The following is a 16,292-nucleotide window of genomic DNA, read 5'->3' on the forward strand; positions in this document are numbered from 1 at the left end:
AATGTATTTTTTGTTAATTATTGTTTGTTAAAAAGGCGGGACCGATAGTGATGAATTTACCAACTAGAATCGGGACAGATGTTGACGGCTTTATTATAAATAAAACGGCGAAAGAAAATGTACAAGACGAATTTAAAGCGGTTTTAGAAGCCGCAAAAGAATTATTATTTGATATGTTTGGAGAAAAGCTAAATAGTCTATACGTTTATGGCAGTATCGGAAGAGGAGAAGCGGTTGTAAATAAATCTGATTTAGAATTAACAGTTATTGTTAAATCTCCAACTACTTTAATTGAGAAAGAAGAACTCAACAAAAAAACGGCAGAGCTCCTAAAAGAACATAACGAAATCATTAAAATAGATTATGATATTGGAGAACGTACAGAAGCGTTAACTCATGAAAATTTTCACGAGTGGGGATTTTGGTTACGTCATATGTGTGCGTGTATTTACGGGGAAGATCTAGCAACTAATTTCCCGAAAATGAAGCCAAATGAAAAAATAAGTCGTGCATTAAATGGAGATCTGCATTCATCAATTGACGATTATCTACACGAACTTACTCATAAAAATGTTTCTGAAATAAAGAAACATACGATGTTAAAAAGGATGATAAGAGGAGCGTACTTGACGATAAATGTTAAAGATGAAAGTTGGTCTACAAAGCTACAGGAGAATGTAACCATACTTCAGTCATACTTCCCAGATGAAAAGGTGTTCCACCCAAGACCTTAAAGGCTTTGCAAGAGCCTGTTCCAAATCGAGAGCTTATCTCTGTGCTTGAATTTTATAAGTTGTGGTTAAAGAATAATGAAACCGTAGGACAAGATAGGTCAGATTAAGCTTCAATACTACTTTAATGTGCTATTAAAATCGTACCTCAAAAGGTAGTTTATTTTCTTAAAAGGGGAATTTTAAGTGATGAAACCAAGTATCCATGTCACACCTTTACAATCTAATTTTGATGAGGAGATAGATATCGTTATACGTGGATGTAACCCTGGCGATGAGGTAACGTTAAAAGCATCTTTATTTGATGATCGTAACGAATTATTTATGTCAGAGGCGACATTTAAGGTGAGTCAGAATAGGGAAGTAGACCTTGCTAAGGAAGCGCCAATTACAGGGACGTATACAGGCGTGGATCCAAATGGTATCTTCTGGTCAGCCATACATAAAAAGAAGAAATACGATGACTATTTTTTGAAATCAAATACAAATGAATTAAAGGTATTGCTTCAATTATACATAGAGAATAATGTTATGGATGAAGTTCAAATCAATCGGTTCTTTTATCAAGAACAGGTAAAGTGCACTCGGATTCATGAAAAGAACACGGTTGGTATGTTATACCAACCAAAAGTAAGTGGTAATTATCCTAATGTTGTATTGTTGGCAGGCTCCGATGGGGGGCAGCTTGGTCCTGCCGCTTCTTTATTAGCCTCAAAAGGGTATACGGTATTTGACCTTGCTTATTTTAATCAAGACGGTGTACCAAATCATTTAGAAAATATTCCGTTGGAGTACTTTTATCAATCGATTCAACTACTAAAGAAGCATACAAATAATGATAAAAAGGTGACTCTTATTGGGTATTCAAGGGGAGCTGAACTCGCACTTTTATTAGCATCAGAGTATGACGAATTCTGTGCAGTTATTGCTGGGGCTCCTGGTGCTTACATAACGTCTGGTTTAAAAAATTCGATTTATGCACCAATTCCTTCTTGGACACTTAATGACGAGGCTAAACCTTATCTCAAATTTCAACATCGTCCTCGTAATATGTTTCCTCTTCTTAAGCAATGGATCTTAAGAAGACCTGCGTCTTTTTTTGGTATTTGGGAGGATAGTTTAAAGAAGTTAGATGAATTGGAAGAGAAAAGAATTAAAGTAGAACAAATCAAAGCGCCTGTATTACTCTTGTCTGGAGATAGAGATCAGATATGGCCCGCTTCCGAGTTTGTGAATGTTATTCAAGCGAATTTAACTGATGCAGAACATATACAATATAAAGAAGGCGGTCATTTTATCGCTTTTCCATATGCATTGCCCCATTTGCCTTCTAACAACTACGAGCATGTGGGTGGAGGTATGATTATGGATAGTGGGGGAACAAAAAAAGCAAACGCTGCTGCGGCTAAAGATTCATGGCCTCTTATCTGTAAATTTATTAAAAAACACACACAATCATAATGGGAAAAATGAAAAAGGAACCTCAATAAAGGGGTTCCTTTTCGCTATTTTATTTTAGTTATCAGTAGATAACATATTGTATGACACCAATCTTTGTTCCAAAGTGCCTGTATGTAATTCAAATAAGTTATTATCATAATCATAGAAGTATAAAGAATAACCTTCGCCTTCAACCCTTTCTCGAGGAGGCTTTATATCTAAGTTAAATTCATTTATTTTATGTAAGTAATAATCAACATCTTTATCATCAATCTTAAAAGCAACATGGTGATACGTTCTGTTAACAATTGTTTTATTCTCCATAACAGCAATCCATTGCCCGCCTATAATAAAAAAACGTTCTCTTGAAAGAGAAAATTGTTTTTCACCACTGTGGTACACTTCTTGCGCATTGAATAACCCTTTAAAAAGTTCTGTTGTTTTATCTAAATCTTTAACAACAAACGTGATATGACTAACACCTTCAATCATAGAACATACCTCCTAGTTCAATTCGTGATTCAACGTTCTTTAGATACATACTACCTTAATTTTAGCGTCTGTGAAAATCATGCCATCAGTTCGAGACAACGATAGGAACCCGGCTATTGCTTTTCCGTATTGGGAAACATAGCGATCCAGGCATAAAATTTATAATATATGATATAGTCGAAGTAATGAGTCAATGACCAAATCAAGTGGCAAGGTAGGTGATAAAAGTGCAAGTGAAGATAGCGTCAGAAGAAGTAGGCTCTAAGATAGTTGAGTGGTATAGTTGCATTATCTCTGCTTCGTATGAAGAAGCGAAGGTCATTAAAAAAGAAGTAACACAATTACTAAGGCATATGGAGGAAGACGATAAAGTATTGGCGTACTATTCCCTTGTCGACTTCCGACATAATCTGTTTATTGACAAGTCAAACAAGGGTCATCATATAGTTGGAGATCTTTCCTTTATTGAAACGGATGTTGATAGGTACTTAAAATATCTCTATTACTTTATTGGGGGTCAATATGAATACACCCAAGAGAGGTACCGATCGGCTGTTAAAATGTTTCGTAAGGCAGAAAGGCTACTCGAGTATGTAAATGATGAAGCCGAAGAATCGGAATTTTATATGTACATAGGTGTAGCCTATTATCGGCTCAATCAATACCTATTTGCCACTTCCTATTTAGAACAGGCTGAAACCATATTTAACAGGTTAAACTACCATGAGAGAGCACTGAATTGTAAACAAGTACTTGGTGCAATTTTTTCAGAATTACATCAATATGAAAAAGGGGATAACCTTCTTACTGAAGCCTTGGAAGAGTCTACGTATCCGGTAACAACTGGAATTATCTTACGTGCCTTAGCTTTAAGTAAAATTAGACAAACAAACTATGAAGAAGCTGTTTTCTTTTTTGAAAGTGCACTAAAGATTAAAGAACACAGAGAATTCTATAACGGAGCTAAAACGCTAACAGACCTTTCTCATACGCTTTTCAAACTAGGTCGTTACGAGTCCGCTAAAGTGATTTTTAAAAAAGCTAAAGTGAATGTGTGGTGCTTTAACAATAGTGAGTTTAAAGCAAGGTGTAAATATATAGAAGGTCTATATCTCATGTCCGATCATCATTTAATTAAAGAGGCATTAGAGGATTTAAGTCGTTTAGGAATGTATTATGAAGTATGTGAGTTGGCAGAAGAAATGATTGAAATATCAGAGAACGCAAAGGATGTTGAAAACGCTTTAGGTTATTACAGAATTGCATATAAAGGGAAGTTAGACCAAAATTTGATAGGAGATGATCAAGTATGAAAAAAATGATATTCTCGTTTATTGCCGTTTTACTTTTATCCGTAACACCTTTCTCTACAAATGCAATTGACGAATCCGTCATTGGCACTCAAGGAAAAACGGATATTGCAGGCTAAGTATAAGTGAACTTTTTTCCTGTCTCAAAGCATTCCTTTGAGGCAGGTTTTTTTAAAATTTATAAGCTTGTACGGTGAATGGAGAAGGAATTCGTTATTAAGTCTCGGATGTGATACATAGTCTAAATATAGAGGGACAGTTTTTTTATTGTATACCACCTGCTTTTTTTAGAAATCTAATGTTTCGTTTGCGAATTAGCTAGCAGAAAGGAATACACATCTACGTCATAAAGAGAATGTGTATAATTTCTTAGGTTTCTACGAGGTTAGTTCTTATTTTCTATGGTTGCAAGTTGGGTTAATAATAAAAATGAAACTTTTTTTGTATCTGACAGTATATGTAGAGACATTTTTTAAGGAGGATGAGGAATGGAATGGGACATGGTTTTAATCGCCATAAGCATTGCGGCTGCTGGATATTTTATTGGTGATGGACTAAAAAACTTTAAAAATCCAGATGCGAAAAATCTAATGGATAAACTAGATGAAGGTGACGAGCACGAATTAATTAAAGAAAATGATGTGCATTATTTTATGGGGATATCAAAAGACGATGCAAGAAATCTAGTTCAAGATCATTCAGATATTCCTCACGTGATCATTAACAATAAAGTGTATTTTCCAAAAAATAAATTGCGGAAATGGTTAATCGAGCTAGGAGAGTGACACAACAGAACAGAGATTTAAACGGAAGTATGAGAGACTTTAACGTTTGAAGAACTTAATGAAATAGCAAAAGACATACTGAAGAAAGAGCAACCTATGCGTGAAAGTGGTGCTCTTTTATTTTTGTGTGAACTAGGCAAATTCATCATGAATAACGAGTGAGATGATAAATGAAGCTAGTTAGATCGTGCTTTTCTCTTATAAGTAATCTTAATACTTTAACGATAGAGAAAATAGTTATGGAAACAAGGATCGCTGAATAAACAACCGCAAAAAGGACCTCTATCTATCACCCTCCTATATTTAAAATGTCTTCATTATTTAAAAAATAAGAATCATCTATAACTAGGTTAAGTTACAATAGAGTCAATCTCCTCGTTTTACAGGAGTGAACGTCTTCAAAGGACTCTATTTGATTCTGTCGAATGATATAGAGAAGAATGCATAATAAATCGGAGGTTCTTATGGATGAACTTGAATTAATACAAAAGAGAATGAAGGCTTTCGAAAAACACGGAAATTCTTTAGTGGGAGCGAAAGTGTATTATCGTGGAGACTGGGACGCGTATTACTTTGATATCGCTGGAAAGCAATTCGGGATAATGAGCCCTAAACCGAGTAAAGAAGCGTTAATCACTTTAAAAAATCTTCCTGAAAAAAATGAAGAATTAAGAGAAATGTACGAAGATGTGATCCCTGGTTATTATGCAAATAAAAACCACTGGAATTCAATCATGCTCCATACGTCAGAGCTTAGTGATGAGGAAATTCAATTATTCATTACGGTATCTTACGAATTAGTATTGAAAAAATTCCCCCTAAAGGAGCGTAAGCGAATTAGCGAGTTAAGTACCGTTTCGGGTGAAAATGAGGACAACTAACTTGGTAAGAGGAAGAAATGAGGAGCGGGATATGAATCATCTGAAATTTAATGAATTTATAAGAATAGCTAAAAAACTAAATGAGCATCATATCATTCCTTTATTAATGGGTTCTGTTGGTTTAGAAGTCGTTACTGGTGTAAGTTGGGACGCCAAAGATTTAGATATTCATGTTCCGGGTGACAAAAGAGGTTGGGACGTGCCACCTGATCGATCAATCGATAACTGGAATGACATTGTAACCATCATGAATGCAATGGAATATCACTTAATTGATTTGCATGAACATGAATTTAAGAAAAATGGGTCATCAGTTGAGTTTGGTATTATTGATACGCTACCAAGCTTCGCAGGCGTACAACTAGAAGATTTAGAAATGCATCAAAAGGGAGACGTAAACTATTACTTGCTAGATCCAGAGCAATACTTATGTGTTTACGAGGCTTCCATGAAGGATAGTTATCGAGCAGAGAAGAACAATCATAAAGATCTTAAAAAAATAGAATACTTGAGAAGCATGAGTAGACATGCTTAAGGTTTTTGTACGTACGGAATGTTTTATGGGAGGAAGATTTTAAAAATGAAGTAAGTAATAGAGCAAAAGGAGAGATTTCATGTGGCAACAGACGTTTGTTGGAACGGATAGGGGCAAGTTTGAAATCTTTACTAGGGGGGATGGCGAACCACTATGTTTAACACACTTGTATAGTGAATTTAATGAATTAGGTGCGTATTTTGCTGATGAATTTACGAACTCCTTTAAGGTGATCTTAGTAAACTTAAGAGGAGTGGGGAGTCCATGTAGAGTGGAAGGTATGGACTCTTTAAGCATGGAACAATCGGTTTATGATTTAGAAGCGCTACGAAAAGCATTAGGTTATAAAAAATGGGCTTTTGCTGGTCATTCTACTGGTGGTATGTTGGGGTTAAAATATGCGATATTGGCACCGGAATTTTTAACAAAAATCATGGTTGGTGGAGCGGCAGCATCAAATAAATATATGGAACATCCAGGTAGTATGTACTGTCCTCAATCTCCATTAAATAAGAGAATGAAAGAAATCCTAACTACCTTAAGGGCGTCAAAAGATAGAGATGAACGAATAAAGGTTAATGTTGAGTGGTCGAATATGTCTCTATACTTTCCAGAAAAAAGGGATGTGTACTTTAAGAAACCAAGTAGCGGAAAGGTTGTATCGGAGAGATTAGATTACTCATACAATGAATTGCCAAATTACGACTTAACAAGTGATCTACTTAATGTAGACGTACCTACTTTTGTGTATTGTGGAATTCATGATGCTCAATGCCCTTATGAATTTTCGGAAGAGATCCATTCATTATTAAAAAATTCTCGTTTTTTTAAGTATCAGTATAGCAATCATTTTCCTTTTATCGAGGAAAAAGAAGAATTTAATTTAATGGTACGTAAGTTTAAAGATGTCTGTGCGAATGAGTGGTTATCAAAAGGTTAAACTAACAAAAGAGATTCTCATTTCATTAACAGACTATTTTGGTTAATGAGTGGGAATAAAAACAGACCCCTTAGCGGAGTCTGTTTTTAATTTTTTTGTAGCGCATAGGCGTGCTCAATGTAGGGACGGGCAACTTCTTGAACATCTTCTAACGCCATCGGCAACAATCGTTTTGGGATATTAAAAGGGGATAAGAGGCCAGGCGTGGATTTATTTAAGTATAGAATGAACCGTTTTGGAAAAGGCTGTCTACGTATAACGGCGTCCACATCATGGAGCTCTATTCCGAGATAGACTTGACCAGCATAGTGATAGATTGGTAAAGACCTAATTTCATCCCAATGCACCAGGCCAGCGCCAACCACGGATGCGTTATCATAGATTCCATTCTCATCAATACGTAGCGATGGCTTTGGGGAAATCATCCTGTAGACTGCATAAACGAAACAAAAACCAAAAAAGAGTATACTCGCATAACCAATGATGGCGAGTAGTGTATTATACGAAGCATCATGTTCGGGTCCCGTCAATGAAAGCAAGTTAAATCCCATTACTACAAATACAAGTGCTCCAAAAGCAAGTAAAGCCATCGTTCTTTTTGGTGGGAAGACAACAATTGGTTTTGAAAGCTGGTCTTTCATCATAGTCCCTACTTTCTGAAAATCTAATTATGATATTTAAAAATTGTATAAGAAGTCATGCTAGATCACAACAAGTATCTCAATTGGAAGCTTTTTACTGACCCCAATAATATATGATATCCTAAAACGTATAAATGATTATATATAAACGTTTTGTATTGGAGGATGTATGTCTCAAAAAAGAGTGAATGTAAGGAAAGCGATTAGAAAAGAGAAGGTTATTGCGATCTTTATTATGATCTTTTTGGTGAGTGTTTTTATCATCAGAGTGATCGAAGCGCCAGAAAATCGTCAGAATAACCCAATCGCTGATTTTATTTCGGATAAAATCCCTTAAAGTGTATGATAAAAAGGATGCGCGAGGAAACGAATAACGTATTAGAAGATCTTTTCTCTTTTGTTGATACTTGACTACTACCAATATTCGGCTAAATAGCCACACATATCGTACAGTGAAAAGCGTGTAAAGTTATTCTAGTATAGAAAACTCTTTACCGTATCTAGTAAACTATTTAAGATAGAAAGGAAAAGATATACTGATATGGAGGATGACAATGAAAAAAATGAATGTTCTATCGGCTATTGCCTTTAGTAGTGTGATGCTAGTGGCATGTGGATCGAATGATGACGAGTCAAACGAGTCTGAAGCGCTTCCAGAAGAAGTGGAAAAACAACCTGAAAATGATTTAATGGATGATCAGGCTAGCGGGGAAATAGCGTTAGAACATGTAAATCACTTAGTTTTTGAGATTGGTCAAAGGGTTGCTGCTTCCGAAGAGGAACATCTAGCTGGTCAATATGTAAAAGTGCAATTTGAACAATTGGATTTAGATACGGATGTACAAGACTTTACCTATACGTTAGATGAGGACGATGAGTCATTTGAGTCGGAGAATATCGTTGGGTACAAACAAGGTGATTCTAATGAACAAATCATCGTAGGAGCTCATTATGACTCTGTATCTGAAGGGTTAGGTGCGGATGACAATGCCTCTGGAGTTGGGGTGATGTTAGAAGCTGCCGAACGGTTGCAAGACAGTCAAACACCGTATTCCATCGTTTTTGTTGGGTTCGGGGCTGAAGAAGTTGGGCTACAAGGCTCAAGTCACTATGTGAATGAAATGGCAGATGAGGAGATTGATCATACGGTTGGCATGATTAACCTTGATAGTTTAATCGCTGGGGATAAAATGTATGTTCATGGAAGTGAAGGTGAAGACGGTTTTATCCGTGACCTAGCATTAGAGATAGCAGGTGAACTTGAGCTAGATCTCGAAGTGAACTCTGGCTCCAACCCTGATTACCCAGAGGGCACAACGGGCGATTGGAGTGACCACGCTCCGTTTAATCAAGCCGGAATGCCTTACGCTTATTTTGAAGCGACAAACTGGGACATCGCTGAATTGGATGGATATACGCAAACGGAAGAACACGGTAGTATTTGGCATACAGAAAATGATACATTAGATGCGATTGAAGAGAGATTTCCTGGTCGAGTTGAAGAACGTCTGTCTACTTTTAGCACCTTGTTAACAGAAGTATTAAAGTCTCTTGACTAAGTAAGAATGATTTAAGAGTGAGTGAAGCCTGTCGACAATTTTCATTTTATTAAGTTGGACGACAGGTTTTTTGCTCGGTTTTTGAAAGAGCGATTATACTTGATGCCGTGAGTATTTTTTAATAAGTTTAGTCTATTTTTTGGTAAGATAAGTGGGGGAAGGGAGACAACATGGAATTAATCATCAAAAGTCCGCTGAAACCACTCTTATTTAAGCAATCGATACACGTTCAAGGTGAGGTTAGTGGGTATTTAGCGGCGAAGAATCCGTTAAAAATAGCGATAGGAAGACATTCGTATAAAAGTACATATAGGAATGCAACAATCTCTCTAGAAGAACAGAAGACACAGAATAAAAAAAGAAATTGGATCATTCGAGTATCCAATGAAACTGCCGGAGTCATGGTGATGTCATCTGGTACGAGTGATACGTTAAAACACAATCTTACCTCCTATCACGTCACATTTAAAGATAAAAACTATCACGTGAACAAGCCCTTCATGCAATTGGGAGCAGAAGAGTCTTTCTTATATGATGAACAGGGCGTATTGCTGGCTCAAATAAGTTCTTCTTATTCGAAAAAGCCACGGTTTAAAAAAATCATTAAAATCCATAATGGAAAAGAGTTTATTGAAGAAGAAATTGCTTTTTTTATTGTTACTTTAAATACGACTCTATTTGTCTCGTAATAAAAAGACACTTCTTCATTAAAACGGGAATGTCTTTTTCGCATGTATGGAAAGTTTAACCTAAGGCCATGGGCGAACACTGGACGGAAGCTTCGCTATACTTTGGTATAACAAGGGGTGTAAGCTTTTAAGTGACTGTTTGCGAAACGTGTATAGCGATTATCCCTTTTTTGAAATCAAGTATTTGGAATAAGGGTATCAAATTCCTCGATAACATCTTTAAACTCTTGGTCAGATAATGAGTTTAAGTGTTCAGCCAACCCCATCACATCGTTTGCTTGTTTCTCAAAAACTAAATTTGTTATACGAGTCACTTTATTAGCCACTGAATTGATGTAAGTGGGCCGTACCTTATTTTTCTTTTTCATGTGACCGACCACCTTTTTAATAGAGTGGCCATTTCAAAGATTTATATACATTTTTACAGAATAGATTTATAGGATAGGAGGGATCAATGGAGGTAGGGCTTAGCGGAGGGGTAGTAACCCCTGATTTATTGTTGCGCTTTAAAAAGAATTACTTTATAAACGGGACACGAGAATAAAAAAACAAGCCCCTTAGGAGCTCGTTTTAATAAAAAAATACCTATTCAATCAATTGATTAAAGTCATCTAACAGGTTTGTGTATTTTTCCACATTGTCCAGAATACCTGATTCATTAAGGAGTTCTGTGTTAAATTCACCATCTTCCATTCCAGACAAGTACATATCAATTCCTTGTTCAAACGATTCATTGTAAGCAAGTGCTTCGTTATGAACATCTTCCAACAGTTCTGGAGGGGTTAACTCATTAAAGGTGTCGATGTTCGTCTTCATCGTGGTTAGTGATTCTTCTAATTGAACTCGTGCCTCTTTATCCGTTATCGCTGTTTCGGCAAGTGTTGGAATGTCACTTGCGAATTGCTGGACGTCTGTCACATAGTCAGTTGCAGCTGGAACGTAATCTAGTCCATTTGAAATCTCATCTAAGGCAGAACAGCCTGTAGTTATTAATACAAACGGGAAAAGCAAAGCAATGACCGTTTTCTTCATTAAATTCGCTCCTTTAGTGTTTTAACCATTTTATTATACCTGTTTTTTCTCCTAGTCAACTAGAGGTAGGAGGGTATTATTGACCGGTTACAATGATTATAAAGTGTAACCACCAGCACTATGTTTTACTCTTATTTGTTCGATAAATCTAAATAAATGTTTTACTTACGTTGGATAATGGGATATGATAATGAGCAATTCTATATAAAAGGCAATGAAGAGAAGAGTAGACATTTGAACGATCTAACAGAGACCTCCGGTAGCTGAAAAGGAGGGTGAGAGAAAATGTTGAACCAAGGCTCGGAGCTGTGCACCGGATTTATGTGATTCATAAGGATGGCGCAACGGGTTCTCCCGTTATAGAGATAGAGTATCGCAGGCGTTTGTGGCCATGCCGTACTTGATGAGGCTTCTTTAGCAATAAAGAGGCAAAATGGGGTGGCACCGCGACGTAATCTCGCCCCCAAAACAAATTTGTTTTGGGGGTGAGATTTTTTTATTTGGTTTTGCATGATCAAATGAAAAGGAGTGGTGTGAATGTCTAGCTGGAGAAATCCGTTATTGCTATTAACTGGGATAGGCGTTTCAAATATCGGCGGATGGGTTTACTTAATTGCACTCAATTTAATTGTATTGAATGAAACGGGTTCCCCCCTTGCGGTTGCGTTGCTTTATAGTCTAAGTCCAATTGCGACAATTTGTTCAAATGTTTGGGCTGGTAGTTTTATTGACCGTGTGAATACGAGGAAATTAATGATTTGGTTGGATCTGTTTCGAGCATGTGGAATTGCGCTTATTCCGTTTCTCCCCTCTCTTGTTTTCGTGTATATAATTGCATTTATCATAAATATGGGGAGTGCCATCTTCCAACCGACCGCAATGGTGTATATGACAAGGTTAATTCCAAAAGAAGATCGGCAACGGTTTAATGCGCTGCGCAGCTTCATTCATTCGTGTGGGACTTTAATTGGCCCTTCGATCGCGGGCATTCTCTTTTGGTTGGGAACCCCTTACACTGCAATTCATTTAAATGCATTCGCTCTCTTCATCTCTGCCTTTATTATTCAGCTTTTACCCAATGTAGATGTAATGAAAAAGGAAGCAATCGGTCAAAATTTAACTTGGGAGATCATAAAAAATGATTTTAAGATGGTTAAGCGCTTTAGTAAAACATCTTCCTATGTAGTAAAGATCTATCTTTTGTTTTGTGGCATGACGGTTTTTATGACCGCAATTGATTCGCTTGAATCCCCGTTTGCCAAAAAGGTTCTTTTATTAGAAGATGCTCATTACGGTTTTCTATTAAGTCTATTTGGAATAGGGATCATTCTCGGTTCGGTCATTAATTCCGTATTTACGAAGCGACTTGCGGTTTGGTTTTTAATTGGTATCGGAACCCCATTTATAGCCGTAGGTTATCTTGTTTTTTATAGTGCACAAAGTTTTTATAGCGCTGTTCTGGGCGTATTCTTAATTGGCTTTGCGATTACGTTCGCAAATACAGGTTTTTTAACGTTTTATCAAAATCATGTACCTGTTCAAATGATGGGTCGGTTTGGCAGTATGTTTGGGGTTGTTGAAGCAGTCCTAATCGTAGGACTCACAGGTTTATTAGGTGTTGCCGCAGAATTTACATCAATTAGACTAGTGGGATTCATTGGTTCTGGCGGCTTTCTCTTGCTAGGGATCTTGGCATACTTTCTAGTTACACGAAAGAAAAGGCAAGGGTATTTTATGGAGAAGGGATTGATAGATAAGTAAAAGAGCGAAATTTGCTCTTCTTATCTCTAAGTATTTTTTGACCGTAAAGTTGCGTTAAGTGTTAGAGGAAATCCAAATTGATCCAGGCGCTATTATGAATTTCCAGAATTAGAGAGAAATCAAGCCTATCGCTTTGAATTCAAAGGGCAGCAGATAACTATCTCCTTACATTTTATTAACTAGTTAGTAGAAGTTAGGAAGTGTAAAGTTAAGATATTTCAGATAATATATAGGTGTTGAGAGTATATGAGTGCTGAAGGGTGGAAATGAAGAGATGAATGAAAAGGACTTCTACAATAAAGTAGGTCAAGTAAATGGTTGGGATTTTAGTCAAGTACAAGTTACAACTGAAGCTGTTGCGTGGAATTTTTATGAAGAAGTACTTAAGAGAGGTAGAAGCTCTGATATTCTATTAGACATTGGTACAGGCGGAGGCGAAAACTTACTGAACATCGCCTCTTCCTTTCATTCTTTAGTTGGAATTGATGTTTCGAGTGGCATGATGGAAACAGCAAGAGCTAATCTTAATCATTCAAACGTGTCTAATGTCAGCTTGACACAAATGTCGTCTGAAAAATTAACGTTTCCAACCGAATCTTTTGATCTCATTACAAGTTGTCACGCACCATTCAGTGCAAGAGAAGTCGTAAATGTATTGAAAAAAGGGGGGCTTTTCTTAACGCAGCAAGTAAGTGAATTTGATAAACTTAATCTTAAAGCGGCTTTTGGTCGTGGACAATCGTTTGGTGAGAAGGAAGGGTCATTAAAAGAAAGATACATAAATGAGTTGGAAGAAGCGGGATTCTCTGATGTTCAATCAACTGAATACAACGCAACGGAATACTATCATAGGCCAGAAGATCTTATTTTCTTATTAACACATACTCCGATTATTCCTGAATTTGGTGAAAGGGAAAATGATTTTGACATTCTTAGTGCATTTATTCAAGAAAATAAAACTGAAATAGGTATTAGAACAAACGCTAAGAGGTTTATGATTGTAGCGCAAAAGTAATGAATCAGGTTTTTCCTTTGATAAAGATGGAGATTTTGATTGGGTGGTTTGTTTATCTTTTAAAACAAAGTTGAAATGGGGGTAGGTATGAAAAGGATAATGGTTGTAGGAGCATCGGGGGTTTTAGGGAAATTCATTTGTCATGAAGTACTACGGTTATTTAATTTAGAAATACAGCTCATTATTACGGATTATGATAAGGAACGAGGAAAGCGACTGGCGGATGGTTTTGATCGTCAAGTGCAGTTTTGTCATTTTTTTCTGGGTGATAATGAAAGGCTAAATCAAGTATTAGCAGATGTGGATGGAGTAGTAATTGCCTTAAAACAAGAAAAACCTTTGATACAAAAAGCGTGTATTGAGCAAGGGGTTTTATGTGTGGATGTGACACCATTCTACGAGTTTGTCGATAAGGTAAGTAATTTAAATGAGGAAGCAGAAGAAGCAGGGAGTGGCTCTGTAGTAATGACTGGCTTTTTTCCAGGTTTATCTGCTTTAATGGTTAAAAAAGCGATTGAACCTTTCAGTAAAGTAACCGAAATTCATATTGGCTTATTACAAAATGTAAATGCGAACGTTGGAACTTCTGGAATTAAGGATATGCTAAAGATTATCTCAGAGCCCGTTATGATGGAGCGAACGCGTATGCGGGGCTTTCAAATGAAACGAAAAATGGAGTTTCAGAGTTTAAAAAATGCCACAGAAGTGAGACTGATTGAGCATTCAGAGAAAAAAATAATCGTGCAAAAGCTAGGTCTCGATGCTGACAGTGTACATTACTGGACGTCTTGGAATAAACGTCGTTTTAACCTGTTCATCACCTTACTAATAAAATCGAAATTGATTTCTTATATTCCTATGATTGATGGAAAGGTTCTCAGTAAAGTAGTGAAGCATAACCCCAAGAAAACGGAAAGGGCCTATTTAACAGTAGAAGTAAAAGGGATAGTCAGCGGAACAGAACAAGTTCAATCAGTACGCTTATCTACTGAATCTGATTATCGAACTACCGCAATGGTTGCGGCCGCTCTATTAAAAATCGCATTGCAGAAAGGTGTAGTCGGTGTCGTGTGTCCGTTTGAAATGGCCAGTCTAGATGAGGTTTTAAAAGAGATCAATAGCAAAGACATTGTCATAGAAGAACAGCCAACTATTTCCTAGCCTTTTCTAGTTAATTAGAAAATCATCTGCATAACTGTGCATAAAATATAGGGTCGACTGGCTGTTGTTCTGAATATCATTTTAAAAGAATGTTTTCTTTCCTTGCAGGGATAACGTTATCCGAATACATCCGCCGTAGACGCCTAAGTATGGCTGCCTTAGAACTCAATCAATCCAGCATAAAAGTAATTGATGTCGCGAAAAAATATGGTTATAATTCTCCGGATTCATTTACTCGTGCTTTTCTACATTTACATGGTGTCACACCATCAGAGGCAGGAAAGCATGGGCAGGCATTAAAAGTATATCTGTTCAACTTCTTCCTCCTACCTACTCACGGAAGGGTCAACGTGTGTAGAACCAGAAATATGGATTCCGGTTAATCGCATCACAAAAGATTAAATATAAAGTTACTAGAGTATGGGGATACGCTACCACACGTATCCCCCTTTTTCTAGTTCAAATTAATGTGCAATCATTTCGCGAGCTATCTGATCGGCATCAAGGTCTATTGGATAGTATGTGGGCCAATTCGTCACTTCTTCCAGCAATGCCTCCCGATCATCTCCCCAATAAAGATGAAAATGATGGGATTTAGTAGGGAAGATGCTGTGGTCACTAAACTGAATGTAAGTTGGCATGTTATCTGATTCCTCGATCTGTTTGAAGATGTAGCGAACGAATTAATAGAGAAGATTAGTTGAATGAAACGATAAATCGGGACATACCTTAACAATAAAAACCACTTATATTGTTAGGAGACTGCTATGGATTTCGTTCATTATGTGACTGTATTTTTATTGAGTTTTTGCCCATTCATTGAAATCTTTGTTGGTATACCAGTTGGAATTGTCTTGTTTCAATTAGATCCAAAAGGAGTTGCTCTTATAGCGTTTATTAGTAACGCTACGAGTATTATTTTCCTACAGTACTTAATTTTCCGTTATAAAGACAGTCGGATTTTAAGACCAATTACACAAGTGAATCCTGAAAATCGAGCAATAAAACTGATTCATAAAGTTGTAGAGAGATTTGGTGTATTTATTGCTGCCTTAATTATTCCTTTTATGATTAGTGGACATGTTGGCATTGCCATGCATTCTATTCTTGGTGTATCCAAACAAAAGTTGCTACACAGTTTGCTCATAAGCATTGCAATTTGGACGTTCTTATTAATTTACTTGAGTCAACTAATACCGGGGTTTTTGTTACAGGTAGGGGGACGTTCTTAAAGGATACTAGGAAGAGAAAAGCAGGTTGGTTCCTGATTTGTATCGCTCTCAAGTCAGGGACGTTTGCATGTTAACTGTTCCATTCACT

At 36.7% G+C, this 16,292-nt stretch carries 18 protein-coding genes, 2 pseudogenes and 1 other annotated feature; of the genes and pseudogenes, 15 read left to right on the forward strand and 5 right to left on the reverse strand.

Annotation, left to right across the window (positions count from 1 at the left end; all coding sequences use genetic code 11):
- Positions 1-50 precede the first annotated feature (50 nt).
- Positions 51-734 carry a nucleotidyltransferase domain-containing protein gene (locus tag BK584_RS17620; protein WP_245809019.1) on the forward strand — a complete coding sequence of 228 codons (684 nt, stop codon included), beginning with the start codon at positions 51-53 and terminating at the stop codon, positions 732-734.
- A 186-nt stretch (positions 735-920) separates the two neighbouring features.
- On the forward strand, positions 921-2,192 hold the full coding sequence (locus tag BK584_RS17625) for an alpha/beta fold hydrolase (protein WP_245809020.1): 1,272 nt from the start codon (positions 921-923) through the stop codon (positions 2,190-2,192).
- A gap of 54 nt (positions 2,193-2,246) precedes the next feature.
- Here the strand turns inward: BK584_RS17625 and fosX are convergent, their stop codons facing one another.
- A complete protein-coding gene (fosX, locus tag BK584_RS17630; RefSeq protein WP_078393789.1) occupies positions 2,247-2,663 on the reverse strand; it encodes a FosX/FosE/FosI family fosfomycin resistance hydrolase in 417 nt (138 codons plus the stop codon).
- A gap of 227 nt (positions 2,664-2,890) precedes the next feature.
- Here fosX and BK584_RS17635 point away from each other — a divergent pair, with 227 nt between their 5' ends.
- The 5 genes from BK584_RS17635 to BK584_RS17655 all read left to right on the forward strand — a co-directional run bounded on the left by BK584_RS17635 (position 2,891) and on the right by BK584_RS17655 (position 7,114).
- On the forward strand, positions 2,891-3,976 hold the full coding sequence (locus BK584_RS17635) for a response regulator aspartate phosphatase (RefSeq protein WP_139365699.1): 1,086 nt from the start codon (positions 2,891-2,893) through the stop codon (positions 3,974-3,976).
- Positions 3,977-4,461: 485 nt separating this feature from the next.
- Positions 4,462-4,758 carry a helix-turn-helix domain-containing protein gene (locus BK584_RS17640; RefSeq protein ID WP_078393791.1) on the forward strand — a complete coding sequence of 99 codons (297 nt, stop codon included), beginning with the start codon at positions 4,462-4,464 and terminating at the stop codon, positions 4,756-4,758.
- A gap of 464 nt (positions 4,759-5,222) precedes the next feature.
- Positions 5,223-5,639, forward strand: coding sequence for an MmcQ/YjbR family DNA-binding protein (locus BK584_RS17645; protein ID WP_078393792.1), 417 nt, complete (start codon positions 5,223-5,225; stop codon positions 5,637-5,639).
- A 31-nt stretch (positions 5,640-5,670) separates the two neighbouring features.
- Positions 5,671-6,174, forward strand: coding sequence for a phosphoribosylanthranilate isomerase (locus tag BK584_RS17650; protein WP_078395720.1), 504 nt, complete (start codon positions 5,671-5,673; stop codon positions 6,172-6,174).
- Between the two features lie 79 nt (positions 6,175-6,253).
- Positions 6,254-7,114, forward strand: coding sequence for an alpha/beta fold hydrolase (locus BK584_RS17655; protein WP_078393793.1), 861 nt, complete (start codon positions 6,254-6,256; stop codon positions 7,112-7,114).
- Between the two features lie 86 nt (positions 7,115-7,200).
- On the opposite strand, the gene BK584_RS17660 is transcribed toward BK584_RS17655, so the two are convergent.
- Positions 7,201-7,755 carry an STM3941 family protein gene (locus BK584_RS17660; protein ID WP_078393794.1) on the reverse strand — a complete coding sequence of 185 codons (555 nt, stop codon included), beginning with the start codon at positions 7,753-7,755 and terminating at the stop codon, positions 7,201-7,203.
- A gap of 169 nt (positions 7,756-7,924) precedes the next feature.
- On the opposite strand from BK584_RS17660, the gene BK584_RS24715 reads away from it, so the two are divergent.
- The 3 genes from BK584_RS24715 (at position 7,925) to BK584_RS17670 (ending at position 10,003) form a co-directional block, all read left to right on the forward strand.
- Positions 7,925-8,092 carry a hypothetical protein gene (locus tag BK584_RS24715; protein WP_169871353.1) on the forward strand — a complete coding sequence of 56 codons (168 nt, stop codon included), beginning with the start codon at positions 7,925-7,927 and terminating at the stop codon, positions 8,090-8,092.
- A 217-nt stretch (positions 8,093-8,309) separates the two neighbouring features.
- Entirely contained in the window at positions 8,310-9,314 is a 1,005-nt protein-coding gene (locus BK584_RS17665; protein ID WP_245808899.1) for a M20/M25/M40 family metallo-hydrolase, read from the forward strand.
- 170 nt (positions 9,315-9,484) lie between these two features.
- Positions 9,485-10,003: a hypothetical protein gene (locus BK584_RS17670; RefSeq protein ID WP_078393795.1), complete on the forward strand. Its 519-nt coding sequence runs from the start codon at positions 9,485-9,487 to the stop codon at positions 10,001-10,003.
- Between the two features lie 176 nt (positions 10,004-10,179).
- On the opposite strand, the gene BK584_RS17675 is transcribed toward BK584_RS17670, so the two are convergent.
- Both BK584_RS17675 and BK584_RS17680 read right to left on the reverse strand, forming a co-directional pair.
- Complete coding sequence (locus BK584_RS17675) at positions 10,180-10,371, reverse strand: hypothetical protein (protein WP_078393796.1); 192 nt, start codon at positions 10,369-10,371, stop codon at positions 10,180-10,182.
- Positions 10,372-10,588: 217 nt separating this feature from the next.
- A complete protein-coding gene (locus BK584_RS17680; RefSeq protein ID WP_078393797.1) occupies positions 10,589-11,035 on the reverse strand; it encodes a DUF6376 family protein in 447 nt (148 codons plus the stop codon).
- A gap of 205 nt (positions 11,036-11,240) precedes the next feature.
- Positions 11,241-11,503: a binding site (T-box leader), on the forward strand.
- Between the two features lie 69 nt (positions 11,504-11,572).
- Between BK584_RS17680 and BK584_RS17685 the strand changes: the two genes are divergently transcribed.
- The 4 genes and pseudogenes from BK584_RS17685 to BK584_RS17700 form a co-directional block, all read left to right on the forward strand.
- On the forward strand, positions 11,573-12,796 hold the full coding sequence (locus tag BK584_RS17685) for an MFS transporter (protein ID WP_078393798.1): 1,224 nt from the start codon (positions 11,573-11,575) through the stop codon (positions 12,794-12,796).
- A 274-nt stretch (positions 12,797-13,070) separates the two neighbouring features.
- Positions 13,071-13,811: a class I SAM-dependent methyltransferase gene (locus BK584_RS17690; protein WP_078395724.1), complete on the forward strand. Its 741-nt coding sequence runs from the start codon at positions 13,071-13,073 to the stop codon at positions 13,809-13,811.
- Between the two features lie 87 nt (positions 13,812-13,898).
- A complete protein-coding gene (locus BK584_RS17695) occupies positions 13,899-14,972 on the forward strand; it encodes a saccharopine dehydrogenase NADP-binding domain-containing protein (protein ID WP_078393799.1) in 1,074 nt (357 codons plus the stop codon).
- 65 nt (positions 14,973-15,037) lie between these two features.
- Positions 15,038-15,313 (forward strand): annotated as a pseudogene (locus BK584_RS17700) (helix-turn-helix transcriptional regulator); the annotation flags it as partial.
- 123 nt (positions 15,314-15,436) lie between these two features.
- On the opposite strand, the pseudogene BK584_RS17705 reads toward BK584_RS17700, so the two are convergent.
- Positions 15,437-15,652: pseudogene (locus BK584_RS17705) on the reverse strand (ZinT/AdcA family metal-binding protein); the annotation flags it as partial.
- Between the two features lie 87 nt (positions 15,653-15,739).
- On the opposite strand from BK584_RS17705, the gene BK584_RS17710 reads away from it, so the two are divergent.
- Entirely contained in the window at positions 15,740-16,204 is a 465-nt protein-coding gene (locus BK584_RS17710) for a hypothetical protein (RefSeq protein ID WP_078393801.1), read from the forward strand.
- Positions 16,205-16,292: the final 88 nt, after the last annotated feature.

Origin of the sequence: Shouchella patagoniensis (genome assembly GCF_002019705.1) — a bacterium.
GTDB lineage: Bacteria > Bacillota > Bacilli > Bacillales > Bacillaceae_D > Shouchella > Shouchella patagoniensis.

What these genes read in the sequence shown, in the direction of transcription:
- BK584_RS17625 (WP_245809020.1), top strand. Translation starts at nt 921, where the DNA reads ATGAAACCAAGTATCCATGTCACACCTTTACAATCTAATTTTGATGAG.
- BK584_RS17680 (WP_078393797.1), bottom strand. Translation starts at nt 11,035, where the DNA reads ATGAAGAAAACGGTCATTGCTTTGCTTTTCCCGTTTGTATTAATAACT.
- BK584_RS17695 (WP_078393799.1), top strand. Translation starts at nt 13,899, where the DNA reads ATGAAAAGGATAATGGTTGTAGGAGCATCGGGGGTTTTAGGGAAATTC.
- BK584_RS17620 (WP_245809019.1), top strand. Translation starts at nt 51, where the DNA reads ATGAATTTACCAACTAGAATCGGGACAGATGTTGACGGCTTTATTATA.
- fosX (WP_078393789.1), bottom strand. Translation starts at nt 2,663, where the DNA reads ATGATTGAAGGTGTTAGTCATATCACGTTTGTTGTTAAAGATTTAGAT.
- BK584_RS17690 (WP_078395724.1), top strand. Translation starts at nt 13,071, where the DNA reads ATGAATGAAAAGGACTTCTACAATAAAGTAGGTCAAGTAAATGGTTGG.
- BK584_RS17655 (WP_078393793.1), top strand. Translation starts at nt 6,254, where the DNA reads ATGTGGCAACAGACGTTTGTTGGAACGGATAGGGGCAAGTTTGAAATC.
- BK584_RS17675 (WP_078393796.1), bottom strand. Translation starts at nt 10,371, where the DNA reads ATGAAAAAGAAAAATAAGGTACGGCCCACTTACATCAATTCAGTGGCT.
- BK584_RS17670 (WP_078393795.1), top strand. Translation starts at nt 9,485, where the DNA reads ATGGAATTAATCATCAAAAGTCCGCTGAAACCACTCTTATTTAAGCAA.
- BK584_RS17645 (WP_078393792.1), top strand. Translation starts at nt 5,223, where the DNA reads ATGGATGAACTTGAATTAATACAAAAGAGAATGAAGGCTTTCGAAAAA.
- BK584_RS17650 (WP_078395720.1), top strand. Translation starts at nt 5,671, where the DNA reads ATGAATCATCTGAAATTTAATGAATTTATAAGAATAGCTAAAAAACTA.
- BK584_RS17640 (WP_078393791.1), top strand. Translation starts at nt 4,462, where the DNA reads ATGGAATGGGACATGGTTTTAATCGCCATAAGCATTGCGGCTGCTGGA.
- BK584_RS17710 (WP_078393801.1), top strand. Translation starts at nt 15,740, where the DNA reads ATGGATTTCGTTCATTATGTGACTGTATTTTTATTGAGTTTTTGCCCA.
- BK584_RS17685 (WP_078393798.1), top strand. Translation starts at nt 11,573, where the DNA reads ATGTCTAGCTGGAGAAATCCGTTATTGCTATTAACTGGGATAGGCGTT.
- BK584_RS24715 (WP_169871353.1), top strand. Translation starts at nt 7,925, where the DNA reads ATGTCTCAAAAAAGAGTGAATGTAAGGAAAGCGATTAGAAAAGAGAAG.
- BK584_RS17665 (WP_245808899.1), top strand. Translation starts at nt 8,310, where the DNA reads ATGAAAAAAATGAATGTTCTATCGGCTATTGCCTTTAGTAGTGTGATG.
- BK584_RS17660 (WP_078393794.1), bottom strand. Translation starts at nt 7,755, where the DNA reads ATGAAAGACCAGCTTTCAAAACCAATTGTTGTCTTCCCACCAAAAAGA.